Origin of the sequence: Saccharopolyspora hirsuta (assembly GCF_008630535.1) — a bacterium.
GTDB classification, from domain to species: domain Bacteria; phylum Actinomycetota; class Actinomycetes; order Mycobacteriales; family Pseudonocardiaceae; genus Saccharopolyspora; species Saccharopolyspora hirsuta.
Map to the genome: position 1 here is coordinate 123209 of NZ_VWPH01000020.1, position 16103 is coordinate 139311.

Genomic DNA, 16103 nt, shown 5'->3' on the forward strand with positions numbered 1-16103 from the left:
TCGTATGGTGCCGCTGGGCTCAACCCCGCTGGAGCTCCAGGGCGATGTCGATGAGCTGATCTTCTTGGCCGCCAACCAGTTTTCGCTCGCCCGCCTTCACCAGGAGCTGGGCCTCGCTGACGCCGTAGCGCTCGGCTTGGCGGGTGGCGTGCTTGAGGAAGCTGGAGTACACCCCGGCGTAGCCCATCATCAGCGCCGAGCGGTCCAGCAGGCACTCCTCCGGCATCGCCGGGCGCACCACGTCCTCGGCGGCGTCGGCGATGGCGAAGAAGTCCACCCCGGTGCGGATGCCGAGCTTGTCGCACACCCCGACGAACGCCTCCACCGGTGTGTTCCCCGCCCCGGCGCCGAAACGCCTTGCGCTGCCGTCGATCTGCACCGCACCGGCGCGCGCCGCGGCGATCGAGTTGGCCACCGCGACACCGAGGTTCTCGTGCCCGTGGAACCCGACCTGCGCCTGGTCGCCCACTTCGGCCACCAGCGCGGCGACCCGCTCGGAGACCTGCTCCAGCACCAGCGCCCCGGCCGAGTCCACGACGTAGACGCACTGGCAGCCCGCGTCGACCATGATCCGCGCCTGGGCGGCCAGCACCTCCGGCGGCTGCGAGTGCGCCATCATCAGGAACCCGACGGTCTCCAGGCCCAGCTCGCGGGCCAGGCCGAAGTGCTGCACCGACACGTCGGCCTCGGTGCAGTGGGTGGCGATCCGGCACACCGAGGCGCCGTTGTCGCGGGCGACCACGATGTCGTCCTTGACGCCGACGCCGGGCAGCATCAGCACCGCGATCTTGGCCCGCTGCGCGGTTTCCGCAGCGATCGTGATCAGCTCCTGCTCGGGGGTGCGGGAGAAGCCGTAGTTGAACGACGACCCGCCGAGCCCGTCGCCGTGGGTCACCTCGATGACCGGCACGCCCGCGCCGTCCAGCGCCGCGACGATGTCGCGCACCTCCGTCGCGGTGAACTGGTGGCGCTTGTGGTGCGATCCGTCCCGCAGCGAGGTGTCGGTGATGCGCACGTCGAGCGCGTCGGAGAAGGTCCGGTTCATCGCACTGCCTCCTTCTGCACCAGCTGCTCGCCGACCCGCACCGCGGCGGCGGTCATGATGTCGAGGTTCCCGGAGTACGGCGGCAGGAAGTCGCCCGCGCCCTCGACCTCCACGAAGATCGCCACCCGCGCCATCCCGCCGGTGGCGGTCGACGGCGGGTCGAACTGCGGCTCCACCAGCAACCGGTAGCCGGGGACGTACTCGGCGATCTCGGCGGCCATCCGCCCGATGGAGGCGGCGATCGCGTCGGTGTCGGCCTCGGCGGGGATGGCGCAGAAGATGGTGTCGCGCATGATCACCGGCGGGTCGGCCGGGTTCAGCACGATGATCGCCTTGCCGCGCCGCGCCCCGCCCAGCACCTCGATCCCGGTGCTGGTGGTCCGGGTGAACTCGTCGATGTTGGCGCGGGTGCCGGGTCCGGCCGACACCGACGCCACCGAGGCCACGATCTCGGCGTACTCCACGGGAACCACCCGCGAGACCGCGTGCACCATCGGGATGGTCGCCTGACCGCCGCAGGTGATCAGGTTCAGGTTCGGCGCGTCGAGGTGCTGGTCGAGGTTGACCGGTGGCACCACGTACGGCCCGACCGCCGCCGGGGTGAGGTCGACGGCCCGGATCCCGGCCTCGGCGTAGCGGGGCGCGTTGGCCCGGTGCACGCCCGCCGAGGTGGCCTCGAAGACGACGTCGGGCCGGTGGTTCTCCAGCAACCAGTCCACGCCCTCGGCGCTGGCCTCGACACCCAGATCAGCGGCCCGGCGCAACCCCTCGCTGGCCGGATCGATGCCGATCATCCACCTGGGCTCGATGTGCGCGGACCGTGCCAGCTTGTGCAGAAGGTCCGTACCGATGTTGCCGGACCCGACTATGGCCGCTGTACCGCCTCTCCGCGATTCACAGTGGTGGTTGCGTTCTGGATCCATCTCGCGTTTCGCGGCTTCCTGTGGCTGATTTGCGTCACGGTCCCCTGAGGTGCGGTTGAGATGGCCACTGGCTGACATGGAGCTGCTCATGCTCGTTCCCGCCTCCTTCCTGGAAGTCCTCGTGCCGTCACCCGGGTGACAGTCAACTTCGTGCGAAATTGGCGCGCCTCCGCTCACGGCCGGAACTCCAGGGAGACCGAGCCGAGGTCGGCTCCTGCGCACCGGAATTCGGCGCGGAACTCGTCGTCCGGTGCGACGTCGATGGCTCTGGTGCAGGAGCCGGGCAGCACCACGTTGCCCGCTCGGAGGCGGACTCCGTAGGCCGCGACCTTGCGGGCCAGCCAGGCCACCGCCGTCGCCGGGTTGCCCAGCACCGCGTCGGATCTGCCGCGCTCGATCGGTTCGCCGTTGCGCAGGAGGGTCGCGTCGATCGCGCGGAGGTCGACGTCACCGGGGTCGATGCGCGCGGTGCCGAGGGCGAAGCCCGCCGAGGAGGCGTTGTCGGCGATGGTGTCCACCAGGCTGATCCGCCAGTCCGCGATCCGGCTGTCGATCAGCTCGATCGCCGGGACCAGCGCTTCGGTGCCCGCCAGCACGTCGGCTTCGGTGCACTCGGCTGGCAGGTCCGCACCGAGCAGGAACCCGACCTCCACCTCCACCCGAGGCACGCAGTACCGCGAGATCGGGACGGGCTCGTCCTCCGCGAGCCGCATGCTGGCCAGCAGGTGGCCGTAGTCGGGTTCGGAGACGCCCATCATCTGCTGCATGACCGGCGAGGTCAGGCCGACCTTGTGCCCCACCACCGGCTCGTCGCGGCGCTGCACGTTGAGCAGCTGGATCTGGTAGGCGTCCACCGCGTCGAGCTGCGGGTGGGTGTCCACCAGCGGCGGGATCGGGGCGCGGTGCAACTCGGCGTCCCAGAGGCGCTGCGCGATCTCGGTGCGCGCTTCAACGGTCAGCATCGGTCAGCTCCTTCACCGAGTGGAGTCCGGCGCGGCGGCCGGAGAAGACGCAGTCGGCCAGCGAGAGCCCGCTGATGTAGGAGTTCGAGCAGATCCCGACCGCCGACCGCCCGGCCGCGTACAGCCCGGCGACCGGATCGCCGCGCTCGTCGAGCACCTGCCCGGTGTCCTCGTCCACGCGCAGCCCGCCGAGGGTCAGCACCGGGCACGGGTAGGCCGTGCTGGGCCGCACGGAGACGTCCAGCAGCGCGTACGGCGGCTGGTCCAGCACCTGCACGAAGTCCGCGGGTTTCCCTGCCGGGTCGGGTTCTCCCGCGCGAGCCGCCTCGTTGTGGGCGTCCACTGTGGCCTTGAGCGCTTCCGGGGCCACGCCTGCTTTGCGCGCCGCTGCTTCGGGGGTGTCGCCGGTGGCCGCGGTGGCGAGCAGGTACTCCGCCTGCATCCGCTGGAACCACACGGTCTGGGTTCGGATCTGGCGCTTGGCCTCGTCGCGCAACCGCTGGTCGATCAGCAACCAGCCGCGCCCGCCGTGCTCCTCCACGATCGCCTGGCCGTGCGCCGCGCCGTAGCGGGACTCGTCGCCGATGCGCGCGCCATCCCGGTCGACCAGCAGCCCGGACAGCATCGCGCTGGGCGGGGTGATGAACCGCCAGGCCGACACCCGGTCCAGCTTCGCCGAGGCACCGCCGACGCTCTCCCCCAACCGGATCCCGCTGCCGTCGTCGCCCCGGGTGCCCAGCGGCAGACCAGCGCGGTAGGCGGGTGCGTGCCGCCGCAGCATCTCGCGGTTCGACACGAAACCACCGGCCGCGATGATCACCGCGCGGTCGGCGTGGACCCGCAGCGGTTCCGCGCGGCGTTCGAGCTGTTCGGCGCGCCGGTGCAGCACCCTGGCCAGCTTCGGCACGTAGAGCCCCGGTTTGGCCGCCACCCGGCTCACCGCCCGGTGCGCGCGAGCTGCGACCCCGCTCAGCCGCTCGCACTCCACGGCGCAGACCCGGCCGTCGGCGTCGACGACGAGTTCCCGCGCCCGGGTCTCGGTCAGCACCTGCACACCCGCGCGCCGCACCGCGTCGGCCAGCGCGGCGAAGAGCACCTTCCCCGAGGTCCCGCGGCCCTTGGCGCGGTGGCCGCGCGGGGCCGGGGGCGCGACGTCGCGGAACCCACCGGCGGCTTCGCTGCCCGAGTAGTAGAGGTAGTGCCGGTTGCTCGGGTACGAGGTCTTGTACGGGCACAGGCTGCCCTCGAACGGGACGCCGTGCTGCGCCAACCAGGTGATCATCTCGGTGCTGCCCTCGCAGAACCGGCGCAGGGTGCGCTCCGAGACCGCGTCGCCGACCTCCTGCCGCAGGTAGGCGTACATCGCCTCGGGCGAATCGGACACCCCGGCGGCGCGCTGCTCGCGCGTCCCGCCCCCGGCGTAGACCACACCGCCGGACAGCCGGCTCGCGCCACCGCCGCCGAACCGGTCGAGCACCACCACGCGGGCCCCGGCGCGGGCCGCTTCCAGCGCCGCGCAGGCCCCGGCGGCGCCGAAGCCGATGATCACCACATCGGCGTGCAACGTGCTGCGCTGGGCCATCGCATCCTCACCAGTTTGAAACAGGTTCTCTTCACGGCTCCGGACGAACAACTGCCTGATTTCTGGCTACACCATAGCGCCACTGGCGCAGAAATCTATAACATGTTTCAGTATTGATCGCGAGGTTGGTCGCGAGGAGGTGCGATGACCGCAGACAGGTTCGACGTCGTGGTGGTCGGCAGCGGTGCCGCGGGCATGGCGGCTGCGCTGACCGCAGCGCTGCACGGGCTGGACGCGGTGGTCGTGGAGAAGGCCGCCAAGTTCGGCGGCTCCACGGCCCGGTCCGGCGGCGGCGTCTGGATCCCCAACAACCACGTCCTGGCCGCAGCGGGCATCGCCGACACCCCCGAGGCGGCCCGGGACTACCTGGCGCACATCGTCGGCGACGCGGTCAGCACCGAGCGGCAGGAGGCGTTCCTGGACGCCGGGCCGCGGATGCTGGCCGAGCTGCTGCCGCGCACGCCGCTGCGCATGCGCTGGGTGCCCGACTACTCCGACTACTACCCGGAAGCCCCCGGCGGGCGGCTCGGCGGCCGGTCCGTCGAACCGGCCCCGCTGGACGGGCGGGTGCTCGGCGAGCTGCTCGCCGACCTGGAGCCCGACTACGGCAAGGCACCGGCGAACCTGGTGGTCACCCAGGCCGACTTCCGCTGGCTGAACCTGCTCGCGCGCCACCCGCGCGGACCCCTCCGCGCGGTGCGCGTCGGGCTGCGCTGGCTGCTCGCCCGCGCCCGCCGCCAACCCCTGCTCGGCCGGGGCCAGGCGCTGGCCGCGGGCCTGCGGGCCGGGTTGCGCGACGCCGGGGTCCCGGTGTGGCTGAACACGCCGCTGCTCGACCTGCAGGAGGAGGGCGGCCGGGTCACCGGCGTCGTCGTGGAGCACGGCGGCGAGCGCCGGACGCTGACCGCGCGGCGCGGGATCGTGCTGGCAGCAGGCGGTTTCGAGCACAACGAGGTGATGCGCAAGCAGCACCAGCGCGATCCGATCGGCACCCAGTGGACCGTCGGCGCCAAGGCCAACACCGGCGATGCCATCCTCGCCGCGCAGCGGCTCGGCGCCGCCGTGGAGCTGATGGACGACGCCTGGTGGGGACCGTCGATCCCGCTGCCCGGCGGGCCGTGGTTCTGCCTCGCCGAGCGCACCCTGCCGGGCTGCATCCTGGTCAACGGCGAGGGCGAGCGGTTCGCCAACGAGGCCGCGCCCTACGTCGACGCCGTGCACGCGATGTACGGCCCCGGCGACGGGCCCGCGCGCAACATCCCGACCTGGCTGATCGCCGACCAGCGCTACCGGAACCGGTACATGTTCGCCGGGCTCGGCCCGCGGCAGCCGTTCCCCGGGCGCTGGTACAAGCACGGCGCCGTCCACCGCGCGGCCACCCTCGAGGAGCTGGCCGGACGCATCGACGTTCCGGCCGACGCGCTGCGCAGCACCGTCGAGCGGTTCAACGGGTTCGCGCGCAGCGGGGTCGACGCCGACTTCCAGCGCGGCGCGAGCGGGTACGACCACTACTACGGCGATCCGCGCAACAAGCCCAACCCCAGCCTGGCACCGCTGGAGGTCTCGCCGTTCTACGCGGTGAAGATCGTGCCGGGCGACCTCGGGACCAAGGGCGGCTTGGTCACCGACGTGCACGCTCGCGTCCTGCGCGAGGACGGCACCCCCATCGACGGCCTCTACGCGGCGGGCAACACCAGCGCCGCCGTGATGGGGCGCACCTACGCGGGACCGGGCGCGACGCTCGGCCCGGCGATGACGTTCGGATACCTCGCCGCGCGGCACCTGGCGTCCGGCGCGGAACGAGCGGGAGGGACGAGATGACCGCGGCAAGCAACGACGAAGTTCGCACCATCGACGTCGGCACGCCACCCACCAGGTTCGCGCGCGGCTGGCACTGCCTGGGCCTCGCCGAGCAGTTCAAGGACGGGCAGCCGCACGCGGTGGAGGCCTTCGGCACCAAGCTCGTGGTGTTCCAGGGCGAGGACGGCGCGCTCAACGTGCTCGACGCGTTCTGCCGCCACATGGGCGGCGACCTCAGCCAGGGCACCGTGAAGGGCAACGCGATCGCCTGCCCGTTCCACGACTGGCGCTGGTCGGGCAACGGCCGCTGCGCCGGGATCCCCTATGCCAAGCGGATCCCGCTGCGGGCCCGCACCCGCGCCTGGCTGGCGATGGAGCGCAACAAGCAGCTGTTCGTCTGGAACGACCCGCAGGGCAACCCGCCGCCGGAGCACGTGACCATCCCGGAGCTGCCCGAGGTGCACTCCGGCGAGTGGAGCAACTGGACCTGGGACTCGGTGCGCATCGAGGGCTCCAACTGCCGCGAGATCGTGGACAACGTGGTGGACATGGCGCACTTCTTCTACATCCACTTCGCGTTCCCGACGTACTTCAAGAACGTCTTCGAGGGCCACGTCGCCAGCCAGTACCTGACCACCAAGGGGCGGCCGGACATCGGCGCGGGCAGCTACTCCGGCGACGACAACGTGGTCCGCTCGGAGGCCTCGTACTACGGGCCGTCGTACATGATCGACCGGCTGTGGAACGAGTACAAGGGCTACACCATCGAGACGATCCTGATCAACTGCCACTACCCGATCACCGCGGACTCCTTCGTGCTGCAGTGGGGCGTGCTGGTCAAGAAGCTGCCCGGGCTCTCCGACGCCGACGCCGACAAGCTGGCCGCCAAGATCGCCAAGAACACCGGCGTCGGCTTCCTGCAGGACGTGGAGATCTGGCGGAACAAGACCCGCATCGACAACCCGCTGCTGTGCGAGGAGGACGGCCCGGTCTACCAGCTGCGCCGCTGGTACGACCAGTTCTACGTGGACGTCGAGGACGTCACCGACGACATGGTGGCGCGCTTCGAGTTCGAGGTGGACACCACCCGGGCCAACGAGGTGTGGGAGCGCGAGGTCGCGGAGAACCTGGCGCGCAAGGAGGCGCAGAGCTGATGTCCACCTGGGCCAAGGCCCCGGACCTCGCCGACCGGCCGCAGCAGCGCGCCGCGGTCCGCGAGGGCACGGCCGCCGACCGCGACACCTACCTGCGCGACGGCCTGCGCCCGGTCCGGTGCGAGCGGTGCGCGGCGTGCGTGCTGGCCAAGAAGAACAGCCCGCAGCACACCAGCGTCCAGTGGAGCGCCGAGAGCGTCCGGCAGTGCGCGGAGTTCGCCGCCCGGGAACCGGGCGAGGTCGCCGAGTCCTGCCCGGACCTCCAGCGCAGCATCGCCGCGGCGGCCCACGACGGGCGACTCCCGACCACCGACGGCAATTTCAATGGAAATCGGAGGTCCGATTTCCATTGAAATCGTTCATCCCTGTCTGCGGACAGCAGCCGCGAAGGGCGACCGGCACCGATTGCCAGGTGATCGCATGCGCCGCCACGCGCATAACCCACCCTCGCAACCGGCACCGCCGCAGGTTCTCAGCGTTCGCCCGGCGAGGACGGCCCTGACGCCGTGCATTGGACATACACAAGTCAGGGCACCCGGAGTCCAGGCGGGCGCTGAGGTTCCGCCACCGGCACCGCCACTCAGAACGAGGTTGGAAAAACCTCATTGAAATCGACTCGTCGATTTCAGTGGAAGTCGCGTCTCAACCCCCATAGGAGCCAGTGATGCCTGAGCCTGCTCGGTTGCGGGTCGTCGCGGTCGTCGAGGAGACCGGCGAGAGCCGCTCGCTGGTGTTCGAAGCACCACCGGGCTGGTCCTACCGCCCCGGCCAGTTCCTCACCCTGCGGATTCCCAGCGACCGCACCGGATCCGTCGCGCGCAGCTACTCGCTGTCCAGCTCGCCGCACGTGGACGACGCCCTCCAGGTGACGGTGAAGCGCGCCGGGTACGGGTCGAACTGGTTGTGCGACAACGTCGTCGCGGGGTCCGAAGTGGACGTCCTGCCGCCGTCCGGCGCGTTCGTCCCGAGCTCGCTGGACAACGACGTGCTGCTGCTGGCCGCGGGCAGCGGCATCACGCCGGTGATGTCCATCGCGAAGTCGGTGCTGGCGGCCGGGACCGGGCGCATCGCGCTGATCTACGCCAACCAGCACCAGGACGCCGTCATCTTCGCCGAGGAGCTCCGGGAGATGGTCGCGCGGCACCCGGACCGCCTGCTGGTCGTGCACTGGCTGGAGTCGGTCCAGGGCCTGCCGACGGCCGCGGCGCTGCGCGAGCTCAGCCGCCCGTTCGCCGACCGCGAGTGCTTCGTGTGCGGCCCGGGCGGTTTCATGGACACCGCGGAGGAGGCCTTGCGCGAACTCGACGTCCCCAGCGCCAGGACCCACGTCGAGCGCTTCGTCTCCCTCAAGCGGAATCCGTTCGAGCGGAAGAAGCGCTCGACGTCCTCCGGCCCGACCGGCGGCTCCGCCGAAACCGCGCCGGAACCCGGCAGCGGCTCGGCGGATGCGACGGTCGAGCTCGATCTCGACGGCAAGCACCATAAGCTCCGGTGGCCGCGCCAGAAACGCCTCCTCGACCTGCTCCTGGAGAACGGCGTGGCGGCGCCGTTCTCCTGCCGCGAAGGGGCGTGCAGCGCCTGCGCCTGCCGGATCGAGCGGGGCGAGGTGAAGATGCTGCAGAACTCGGTGCTGGAGCAGGAGGACCTGGACGACGGGATCATCCTCGCCTGCCAGTCCCTGCCCATCACCGACGAGATCCGCATCGCCTACGAGTAGTCCCCGACCGGGGGGATGTTGTGGTTGAGGCGGAAGGTGTTGGTCGGGTCGTAAGTCGACTTCAGGGCGCGCAGGCGCTCGTAGTCGGGTGCGTCGTAGGCGGCCCGGACGTCTTCGGGGTTGGCGCTGCCACCGGCGAGGAAGTTGAGGCAGCGGCCACCGGTGGACCACGCGTTCAGCTCGCCCATCACGTGGCCCTGCAGGCGTTCGGCCGCACCGACCGTGCTCTCGTCGACCTTCGAGTTCAGGCCGAGGACGTGGGCCGCGTCGCGGTTGCCGACGCAGTTGGCCGCCGGCCGGGACAGGGCTCCGCCCAGGTGGCGCACCTCGACCACGCACCGCTGCGGGGCGTCCGGGCCGACCAGGTCCAGCACGGTCTTGATCGCCGCGTCGTCGAAGTCGCGCAGCATCGCGTTGGTCGTCACGTACGGTATCGGCTGGACCGGGTCGTTGCAGATCGTGCCGACCTCGCGGTACGGCAGCACGCGCAGCGAGTCGATCAGCCGCGGCCCGACCGCCCGCAGCGGTTCGACCAGCCGCTCCCCCACCTCCGGGTCACCGGCGTGGGCGATCCGCACGTGCGCGACGTGGCGCCCGCGCAGCGGTTCCGGGAGCGCCGGGAGGTCCGGGAACGACACCAGCGCGACCGACGAGGTCATCTCGTCGGGCAGGTCCCGGGTCCACCGCTGCCAGGTCGCCAGCACGTCCTCGACCTGGTGCGCGTCGAAGTACAGCGCCCCGCCGAACAGCTGCGCCACCGGGACCAGGTCGACCTCCATCGCGGTCACCACGCCGAAGTTGCCGCCCGCACCGCACAGCGCCCAGAACAGCTCCGGGTCGGATTCGGCGGTGACGCGGCGCAGCTGCCCGTCGGCGGTGACGACCTCGACGGCCCGCACGTGGTCGGCGGCGTAGCCGTAGCGCCGCGCGAGGTGGCCGAGCCCGCCGCCCAGGGTGTAGGACACCGCGCCGACGTGCGGTGCGCTGCCGGACAGCGGTGCCAGGCCGAGCTCCGCCGCGGCCTGGACGACGGCACCCCACTGCACGCCCGCCTCGAACCAGGCCGTGCGCCGGTCGGCGTCGATGCGCACCCCGTCCATCCGGCCGGTGGTGATCAGCACGCCGCCCGCCACCTCGGAAGGCACGCCGTGGCCCTGGCTCTGCACCGCGACGGCGAGGCCGCGACCGGCGGCGAACTCCACGGCGGCCCGCACGTCCTCGGCACCGGTCGCCGCCACCACGACGTCCGGCCGACGTCCCCGGAAGGTCTGGAACCCGGAGGTCTCGGCGGCGTAGTGCTCGTCGGCGGGCAGGAGGACCGAACCGCTGGTGGTCAGCGCGGAGAAGTCGTTCATGCCGATCACACTAGTAGGCCTTCAGGACAGATTCTGTCCTGAATGTCAGGATAATCTTGTGTCAGCCAGAGTCCTGCTCAACCGCACCTCAGGGGACCGTGATGCAACCCAGCCACAAGAAACCGCGAAACGCGAGATCCCTCTCGGACGCAACCACCACTGTGAATCGCGGAGAGGCGGTACCGGGGGAGGCGGTACTGGGAGAGGCGGTCCGCGCATGACGACTCTGCCCGCCCGGTTGCTCCGGTTGTTGTCGTTGCTGCAGAGCAGGCGGGAGTGGTCCGGCGCCGAGCTCGCCGAGCGGCTGGAGGTCACCGGGCGCACCGTGCGCCGGGACATCGACCGCCTGCGCGAGCTCGGCTACCCGGTGTCCTCCACCACCGGCACGGCCGGTGGGTACCGGTTGGCCTCCGGCAAGAACCTGCCGCCGCTGCTGCTCGACGACGACGAGGCCGTGGCGGTGGCGGCCGGGCTGCTGACCGCGGCCAGCGGGAGCGTCACCGGCATCGAGGAGAGCTCGGTCCGCGCGCTGGCCAAGCTGGAGCAGGTGCTCCCCGCCCGGCTGCGCGCCCAGGTGGCGGCGGTGGCCGGGGCGACGGTGCCGATGGTGGTGCGCGACGGCCCGCAGGTCGATGCGGCGATCCTGGCCACGGTCGCGGCAGCCTGCCGGGACCACGAGATCCTGTCCTTCGACTACGTCAAGCGCGACGGCTCGGCCCAACCCCGCCGGGTGGAGCCGCACAGCCTGGTGGCCGTCGTCGGCCGGTGGTACCTGATCGCGTTCGACCCGGAGCGCGGCGACTGGCGCACCTTCCGCGCCGACCGGCTGCGCGACCCGCTGGCCACCGGTCGCCGCTTCGAACCTCGCGAACTCCCCGCCGACAGCGCCGCGGACTACCTGCGCCGCTCGATCGCCGACGCGCCCTACCGGTACACCGCGCGGGTCGCGGTGCGCGCGCCCGCCGAGGCGGTGCGCGAGCACCTGCACCCGCTGATCCCGAGCCGCGTGTCCCCCACCGGCGAGGACAGTTGCACCGTCGAGCTCGGCGAGGACTCGCTGTCCCAGCTCACCCGGCAAATCGCCGCCGTAGCCGCCCTCGACGTCGAGTTCACTGTCGACACCTCGGACGAGGTGCGCGCGCAGCTGCGGGCCCACCTGCGCCGGGGACTCGACGCGCTGGGCTGATCCGCATCACCCGATCGCTGGAGTTGCTCCGCCGTCCACTCGGAATTCCCCCAAGAGGCCGATCATTTGCACCTTTTCTTCGAGGCGATCTCAGCCGACGTGAAGTCCTGAGAGCACGAAGATCAGGAGCGAAACAATGGGTGTCAGCGGCGTACTCCAGGCCGACCTCGCACGATCCCGAACCTGGACCGCACCGCCCCGCAACAGCACCACCGTCCTGCGCATGGACGAATGCCCGCAGGGCGGCGACCACGCCCCGATCCCGAAGCAGGGCGGCGGCCTGGTCTGCATCAAGTGCGGCCGCCCCTGCTGACCGGCGCACGACCTCCGCCGACGACCAACCGCGGCGGAGGCCGACCACCTGGACCCGCAGTTTCAGTTGAAACTGCGGCGCATCACGCCGTGGACAGGACCAGGCCGCTGGTGGGGACCCCCGTGCCCGCGGTGACCAGGACGTGGTCGACGCCGTCGACCTGGTTGACCGCCGTGCCGCGGATCTGGCGGACCGCTTCGGCGATGCCGTTCATCCCGTGGATGTAGGCCTCGCCGAGCTGTCCGCCGTGGGTGTTCAGCGGCAGCCGCCCGCCGAGCTCGATCGCGCCGTCGGCGATGAAGTCCTTGGCCTCGCCGCGCCCGCAGAAGCCCAGCTCCTCCAGCTGCACCAGGACGAACGGGGTGAAGTGGTCGTAGAGGATGCCGACCTGCACCTCCTGCGGCCCGATCCCGGCCTGCTGCCACAGCTGCCGGGCGACCACGCCCATCTCCGGCAGCGCGGTGAGGTCGTCGCGGTAGTAGCTGGTCATGGTGAACTGGTCGCGGCCGCTGCCCTGCGCCGCCGCGGCCACCACGGCGGGCGGGTTCGGCAGGTCGCGCGCCCGCTCCGGGCTGGTCACCACGATCGCGACGCCGCCGTCGCTCTCCTGGCAGCAGTCCAGCAGCCGCAGCGGTTCGGTGATCCAGCGCGACGCCTGGTGGTCGGCCAGGGTGATCGGCCGCCGGTAGAACCAGGCGTTCGGGTTGGTCGCGGCGTGCTTGCGGTCGGCCACCGCCACCCGGCCGAAGTCCTCGCTGGTCGCGCCGTAGGCGTGCATGTAGCGGCGGGCGAACATGGCGACCTGGGCTCCGGGCGTGGCCACGCCCACCGGGTAGGACCAGCTGTTGTCCAGCCCGGTGGAGGTCGGCGCGCCCGCCAGCGCGGTCTGCACCTGCCCGAAGCGGTTCCCGGAGCGCTCGTTGAACGCCCGGTAGCAGACCACCACCTCGGCCATGCCGGTGGCGACCGCCATCGCCGCCTGCTGCACCGTCGCGCAGGCCGCACCGCCGCCGTAGTGGATCCGGCTGAAGAAGCTCAGCTCCGGGATGCCCAGCTCGCGCGCCACCGCGACCTCGGTGTTGGTGTCCATGGTGAAGGTGACCAGACCATCCACATCGGACGGTTCCAGCCCGGCGTCGGCGAGCGCGGCGCGCACCGACTCGGCGGCCAGCTGCAGCTCGCTGCGCCCGGACTCCTTGGAGAACTCGGTCGCGCCGATGCCCACGACCGCCGCGCTGCCGGAGAACCCGCTCACCCCGCCACCTCCGGCAGTTCGACCCGGACCGTTCCGCTGACGTGCGTGCCCAGACTGTTGCGCCCCAGCACCTCCACGACCAGCACCGCACCGTCGCGCTCCAGCACCTGGCCGTGCAGGGTCAGCACGTCGTAGGCGTAGCAGGGCACGCCGAGCTTGATCGCCACACCGCGCACCAGCGCCTCCGGCCCCGCCCAGTCGGTCACGTAGCGCTGCACCAGGCCGGTGGTGGTGAGGATGTTGATGAAGATGTCCTTCGACCCCTTGGCCACCGCCAGGTCCCGGTCATGGTGGACGTCCTGGAAGTCCCGCGTGGCGATCGCCGTGCTGACCACGAACGTCGGACTCACCTCGATCCGCTCCTCCGGCAGGGCATCGCCGATGACGACCTCGGCCAGCGATCTCGTTCGAGCAAGAGTCATGACTGTGCCGCCTCTCCGGGTTTTTCAGTGACGGTCACGTCTGAAGCAATCTTGCGCCCAGCGGTTTCCCGCGGCTGAGCCGCGTCACGGTCCCCTGAGGTGCGGTTGGGCGGGAATGCACCACTCATGACGCCTCCGTCGGTTCGGGCCGCCAGATGGGCAGCGTCAGGTCTTCGGCCACGCGCTGGAAGTCGACCGCGACCCGCTGGCCGACCGAGACCTCGTCCGGCTGCACGCCGTGGAGTTCGCCGAGCATCCGGACCCCTTCGTCCAGCTCGACCAGGGCGACCACCAGCGGCAGTTCCTTGCCGGGCACCGGCGGGTGGTGGTGCACGATGTAGCTGTAGACCTCGCCGCGCCCTTCGGAGACGAGGTGGATCCGTTTGGTGGCACCGCATTCCGGGCACATCGGGCCGGGCGGGTGGCGCAGCAGGCCGCACTGGCCGCAGCGCTGGATGCGCAGCTCCCCGGCCGCGGTGCCCTCCCAGAAGTAGGCGGTGTCGGGGCCGACGGCCGGGCGGATCACCGCGGTTCCTGGTTCGCGCTTCGGCGTCTCGGGCTTCTGCTCCGGCGGGCGGAACTTCAGCACCCGGAACAGCATCTCGGCCACCGGCTCGTCGCCGACGAACCAGGTGTTGCGGGTGGTGACGAACCAGCCCTCGCCGAGCGCCGTGGTCTTCGGCCCGACCACGCTGTCCAGCCGGGTCGTCACGGTGAGCTGCTCGCCGTGCCGCAGGTAACGGTGGTAGGTCTGCTCGCAGTTGGTCGCCACCACCGAGGTGAACCCGGCCTCGTCGAGCTCGGCCATCATGGCGTGCAGCGGGTCGCCCGGATCGCGCTGCGGGGCCAGGCCGCCCATCGTCCACACCTGCACCATCGCCGGCGGCGCGACCAGTCCGCCGTGGACCGATTCGGCGGCGGCGGACTCGGACGTGTAGACCGGGTTCCGGTCGCCGATGGCCTCCACCCAGTTGTTGATCATCGGCAGGTTGACCGGGTCGCGGGCGGCGCGCGGCGCGCTGGGTCCCCGCTCCTGGATGCGGTGGGCGGCGTCGGTGATCGAGCTGGTCATGTTCCCTCCGGCTCAGCGGGGCACCCGGGGCAGGTCGAGCCCGGCGGTGGCGATCAGTTCGCGCTGCACCTCGTTGACCCCGCCACCGAAGGTCAGCACCAGGTTCCGCTTGTAGTGCACGTCCAACCAGGACAACAGGTCCGCGGTGTCCGCATCGGACGGATCGCCGTGCCGCCCGACCACCTCGGCCAGCTGCCGCCCCAGGTCCTGGATCCGCTCGGACGAGAACACCTTCGTCGCCGAGGCGTCCGCGATGGCGACCGGGCCGTGCGCGGCGGCTGCGGCGACCTGCCAGTTCAGCAGCTCGTTGACCCGCTCGTCGGCCCGGGCCCGGGCCAGCGCCCGGCGCACGTCCGGCAGGTCGAGCAGCGGCGTGCCGTCCGGGGCGGTCCGCGCGGCGGCCCACGCGCGCACCCGCTCGCGCAGGCCCGCGATGCGCCCGGCCGGGCCGAGCATGACGCGCTCGTGGTTGAGCTGCGTGGTGATCAGCCGCCAGCCCCGGTCCAGCTCGCCGACCAGCATCGACGCGGGCACCCGCACGTCCTGGTAGTAGCTGGCGTTGACGTGGTGCGCGCCGTCGCAGGTGATGATCGGCGTCCACGAGTAGCCGGGATCGGTCGTGTCGACGATCAGGATCGAGATGCCCTTGTGCTTGGGCGCGTCCGGGTTCGTCCGGCAGGCCAACCAGATGTAGTCCGCGTCGTGCGCGCCGGTGGTGAAGATCTTCTGCCCGTTGACCAGGAAGTCCTCCCCGTCCCGCACGGCGGTGGTGCGCAGCGAGGCGAGGTCGGTGCCCGCGTCCGGTTCGGAGTAGCCGATCGCGAAGTGGATCTCCCCGGCCAGGATCTTCGGCAGGAAGAACTCCTTCTGCTCCGGAGTCCCGAAGGCCTGCAGCGTCGGCCCCACCGTCTGCAGCGTCACCGAGGGCAGCTGCACGTCGGCGCGGGCGGCCTCGTTGGCGAAGATGTGCTGCTCGACGTCGCCGAACCCCCGCCCGCCGTACTCCACCGGCCAGCCCACGCCGAGCCAGCCGTCCCGGCCCATCCGGCGCACCACGTCGCGGTGCGCCTGGCAGTGCCGGTCGACGGCGAGCTGCTCGCGCTCCTCGGGCGTGACGAGCCCGCTGAAGTAGTCGCGCAGCTCGGCTTCGAGCGCGCGCTGCTCGGCGGTGAGATCGATGAACATCAGCACCTCCTTAAGTTGGTAGTTGATCTGCCGATGGGTAGATCACCCGGGCGGGCCGGGTGAGGCTGTAGTTTCTTGCCGGCCTTGGTGGTGCGGCTCGAAGGGAGTGGCCGCCCGGCCCGCCTGGACGTT

General features: G+C 71.4%; 15 protein-coding genes. 6 read left to right on the plus strand and 9 right to left on the minus strand.

Features of this window, described 5'->3' with window-relative positions:
* Positions 1-19 precede the first annotated feature (19 nt).
* The 4 genes from dmpG to F1721_RS32725 form a co-directional block, all read right to left on the minus strand.
* On the minus strand, positions 20-1045 hold the full coding sequence (gene dmpG, locus F1721_RS32710; RefSeq protein ID WP_150070713.1) for a 4-hydroxy-2-oxovalerate aldolase: 1026 nt from the start codon (positions 1043-1045) through the stop codon (positions 20-22).
* Positions 1042-1968, minus strand: coding sequence for an acetaldehyde dehydrogenase (acetylating) (locus F1721_RS32715; protein WP_150070714.1), 927 nt, complete (start codon positions 1966-1968; stop codon positions 1042-1044). The genes dmpG and F1721_RS32715 overlap by 4 nt, the downstream gene beginning before the upstream one ends.
* Before the next feature lie 173 nt (positions 1969-2141).
* On the minus strand, positions 2142-2930 hold the full coding sequence (locus tag F1721_RS32720) for a 2-keto-4-pentenoate hydratase (protein WP_150070715.1): 789 nt from the start codon (positions 2928-2930) through the stop codon (positions 2142-2144).
* Positions 2917-4512: an FAD-binding protein gene (locus F1721_RS32725; RefSeq protein WP_150070716.1), complete on the minus strand. Its 1596-nt coding sequence runs from the start codon at positions 4510-4512 to the stop codon at positions 2917-2919. Before F1721_RS32725 ends, F1721_RS32720 begins: the two co-directional genes overlap by 14 nt.
* 144 nt (positions 4513-4656) lie before the next feature.
* Here F1721_RS32725 and kstD point away from each other — a divergent pair, with 144 nt between their 5' ends.
* From kstD to F1721_RS32745, 4 genes are all read left to right on the plus strand, one after another.
* Complete coding sequence (gene kstD, locus F1721_RS32730; RefSeq protein WP_150070717.1) at positions 4657-6333, plus strand: 3-oxosteroid 1-dehydrogenase; 1677 nt, start codon at positions 4657-4659, stop codon at positions 6331-6333.
* Positions 6330-7466: a 3-ketosteroid-9-alpha-monooxygenase, oxygenase component gene (locus F1721_RS32735; protein ID WP_150070718.1), complete on the plus strand. Its 1137-nt coding sequence runs from the start codon at positions 6330-6332 to the stop codon at positions 7464-7466. The genes kstD and F1721_RS32735 overlap by 4 nt, the downstream gene beginning before the upstream one ends.
* Positions 7466-7819: a hypothetical protein gene (locus tag F1721_RS32740; RefSeq protein ID WP_150070719.1), complete on the plus strand. Its 354-nt coding sequence runs from the start codon at positions 7466-7468 to the stop codon at positions 7817-7819. Before F1721_RS32735 ends, F1721_RS32740 begins: the two co-directional genes overlap by 1 nt.
* 311 nt (positions 7820-8130) lie before the next feature.
* On the plus strand, positions 8131-9183 hold the full coding sequence (locus tag F1721_RS32745; protein WP_150070720.1) for a ferredoxin--NADP reductase: 1053 nt from the start codon (positions 8131-8133) through the stop codon (positions 9181-9183).
* Here F1721_RS32745 and F1721_RS32750 read toward each other — a convergent pair.
* On the minus strand, positions 9174-10538 hold the full coding sequence (locus tag F1721_RS32750; RefSeq protein WP_170301682.1) for an FAD-binding oxidoreductase: 1365 nt from the start codon (positions 10536-10538) through the stop codon (positions 9174-9176). The two genes, F1721_RS32745 and F1721_RS32750, sit on opposite strands and share 10 nt — an antisense overlap.
* A 217-nt stretch (positions 10539-10755) precedes the next feature.
* Between F1721_RS32750 and F1721_RS32755 the strand changes: the two genes are divergently transcribed.
* Together F1721_RS32755 and F1721_RS34670 are read left to right on the plus strand one after the other, a co-directional pair.
* Positions 10756-11724 (plus strand): helix-turn-helix transcriptional regulator, encoded by a 969-nt coding sequence (locus F1721_RS32755; protein WP_150070721.1) that lies wholly within the window; start codon positions 10756-10758, stop codon positions 11722-11724.
* A gap of 136 nt (positions 11725-11860) precedes the next feature.
* Positions 11861-12037 carry a hypothetical protein gene (locus tag F1721_RS34670; protein ID WP_170301683.1) on the plus strand — a complete coding sequence of 59 codons (177 nt, stop codon included), beginning with the start codon at positions 11861-11863 and terminating at the stop codon, positions 12035-12037.
* An 82-nt stretch (positions 12038-12119) separates the two neighbouring features.
* On the opposite strand, the gene F1721_RS32760 is transcribed toward F1721_RS34670, so the two are convergent.
* The 4 genes from F1721_RS32760 to F1721_RS32775 form a co-directional block, all read right to left on the minus strand.
* Positions 12120-13292 (minus strand): lipid-transfer protein, encoded by a 1173-nt coding sequence (locus tag F1721_RS32760; protein WP_150070722.1) that lies wholly within the window; start codon positions 13290-13292, stop codon positions 12120-12122.
* Complete coding sequence (locus F1721_RS32765) at positions 13289-13714, minus strand: MaoC family dehydratase (protein ID WP_150070723.1); 426 nt, start codon at positions 13712-13714, stop codon at positions 13289-13291. The genes F1721_RS32760 and F1721_RS32765 overlap by 4 nt, the downstream gene beginning before the upstream one ends.
* 124 nt (positions 13715-13838) lie before the next feature.
* A complete protein-coding gene (locus tag F1721_RS32770) occupies positions 13839-14786 on the minus strand; it encodes a bifunctional MaoC family dehydratase N-terminal/OB-fold nucleic acid binding domain-containing protein (protein WP_150070724.1) in 948 nt (315 codons plus the stop codon).
* Positions 14787-14798: 12 nt separating this feature from the next.
* Positions 14799-15971 carry an acyl-CoA dehydrogenase family protein gene (locus F1721_RS32775; RefSeq protein ID WP_150070725.1) on the minus strand — a complete coding sequence of 391 codons (1173 nt, stop codon included), beginning with the start codon at positions 15969-15971 and terminating at the stop codon, positions 14799-14801.
* Positions 15972-16103: the final 132 nt, after the last annotated feature.

What these genes read in the sequence shown, in the direction of transcription:
- dmpG (WP_150070713.1), bottom strand. Translation starts at nt 1,045, where the DNA reads ATGAACCGGACCTTCTCCGACGCGCTCGACGTGCGCATCACCGACACC.
- F1721_RS32715 (WP_150070714.1), bottom strand. Translation starts at nt 1,968, where the DNA reads ATGGATCCAGAACGCAACCACCACTGTGAATCGCGGAGAGGCGGTACA.
- F1721_RS32720 (WP_150070715.1), bottom strand. Translation starts at nt 2,930, where the DNA reads ATGCTGACCGTTGAAGCGCGCACCGAGATCGCGCAGCGCCTCTGGGAC.
- F1721_RS32725 (WP_150070716.1), bottom strand. Translation starts at nt 4,512, where the DNA reads ATGGCCCAGCGCAGCACGTTGCACGCCGATGTGGTGATCATCGGCTTC.
- kstD (WP_150070717.1), top strand. Translation starts at nt 4,657, where the DNA reads ATGACCGCAGACAGGTTCGACGTCGTGGTGGTCGGCAGCGGTGCCGCG.
- F1721_RS32735 (WP_150070718.1), top strand. Translation starts at nt 6,330, where the DNA reads ATGACCGCGGCAAGCAACGACGAAGTTCGCACCATCGACGTCGGCACG.
- F1721_RS32740 (WP_150070719.1), top strand. Translation starts at nt 7,466, where the DNA reads ATGTCCACCTGGGCCAAGGCCCCGGACCTCGCCGACCGGCCGCAGCAG.
- F1721_RS32745 (WP_150070720.1), top strand. Translation starts at nt 8,131, where the DNA reads ATGCCTGAGCCTGCTCGGTTGCGGGTCGTCGCGGTCGTCGAGGAGACC.
- F1721_RS32750 (WP_170301682.1), bottom strand. Translation starts at nt 10,538, where the DNA reads ATGAACGACTTCTCCGCGCTGACCACCAGCGGTTCGGTCCTCCTGCCC.
- F1721_RS32755 (WP_150070721.1), top strand. Translation starts at nt 10,756, where the DNA reads ATGACGACTCTGCCCGCCCGGTTGCTCCGGTTGTTGTCGTTGCTGCAG.
- F1721_RS34670 (WP_170301683.1), top strand. Translation starts at nt 11,861, where the DNA reads ATGGGTGTCAGCGGCGTACTCCAGGCCGACCTCGCACGATCCCGAACC.
- F1721_RS32765 (WP_150070723.1), bottom strand. Translation starts at nt 13,714, where the DNA reads ATGACTCTTGCTCGAACGAGATCGCTGGCCGAGGTCGTCATCGGCGAT.
- F1721_RS32770 (WP_150070724.1), bottom strand. Translation starts at nt 14,786, where the DNA reads ATGACCAGCTCGATCACCGACGCCGCCCACCGCATCCAGGAGCGGGGA.
- F1721_RS32775 (WP_150070725.1), bottom strand. Translation starts at nt 15,971, where the DNA reads ATGTTCATCGATCTCACCGCCGAGCAGCGCGCGCTCGAAGCCGAGCTG.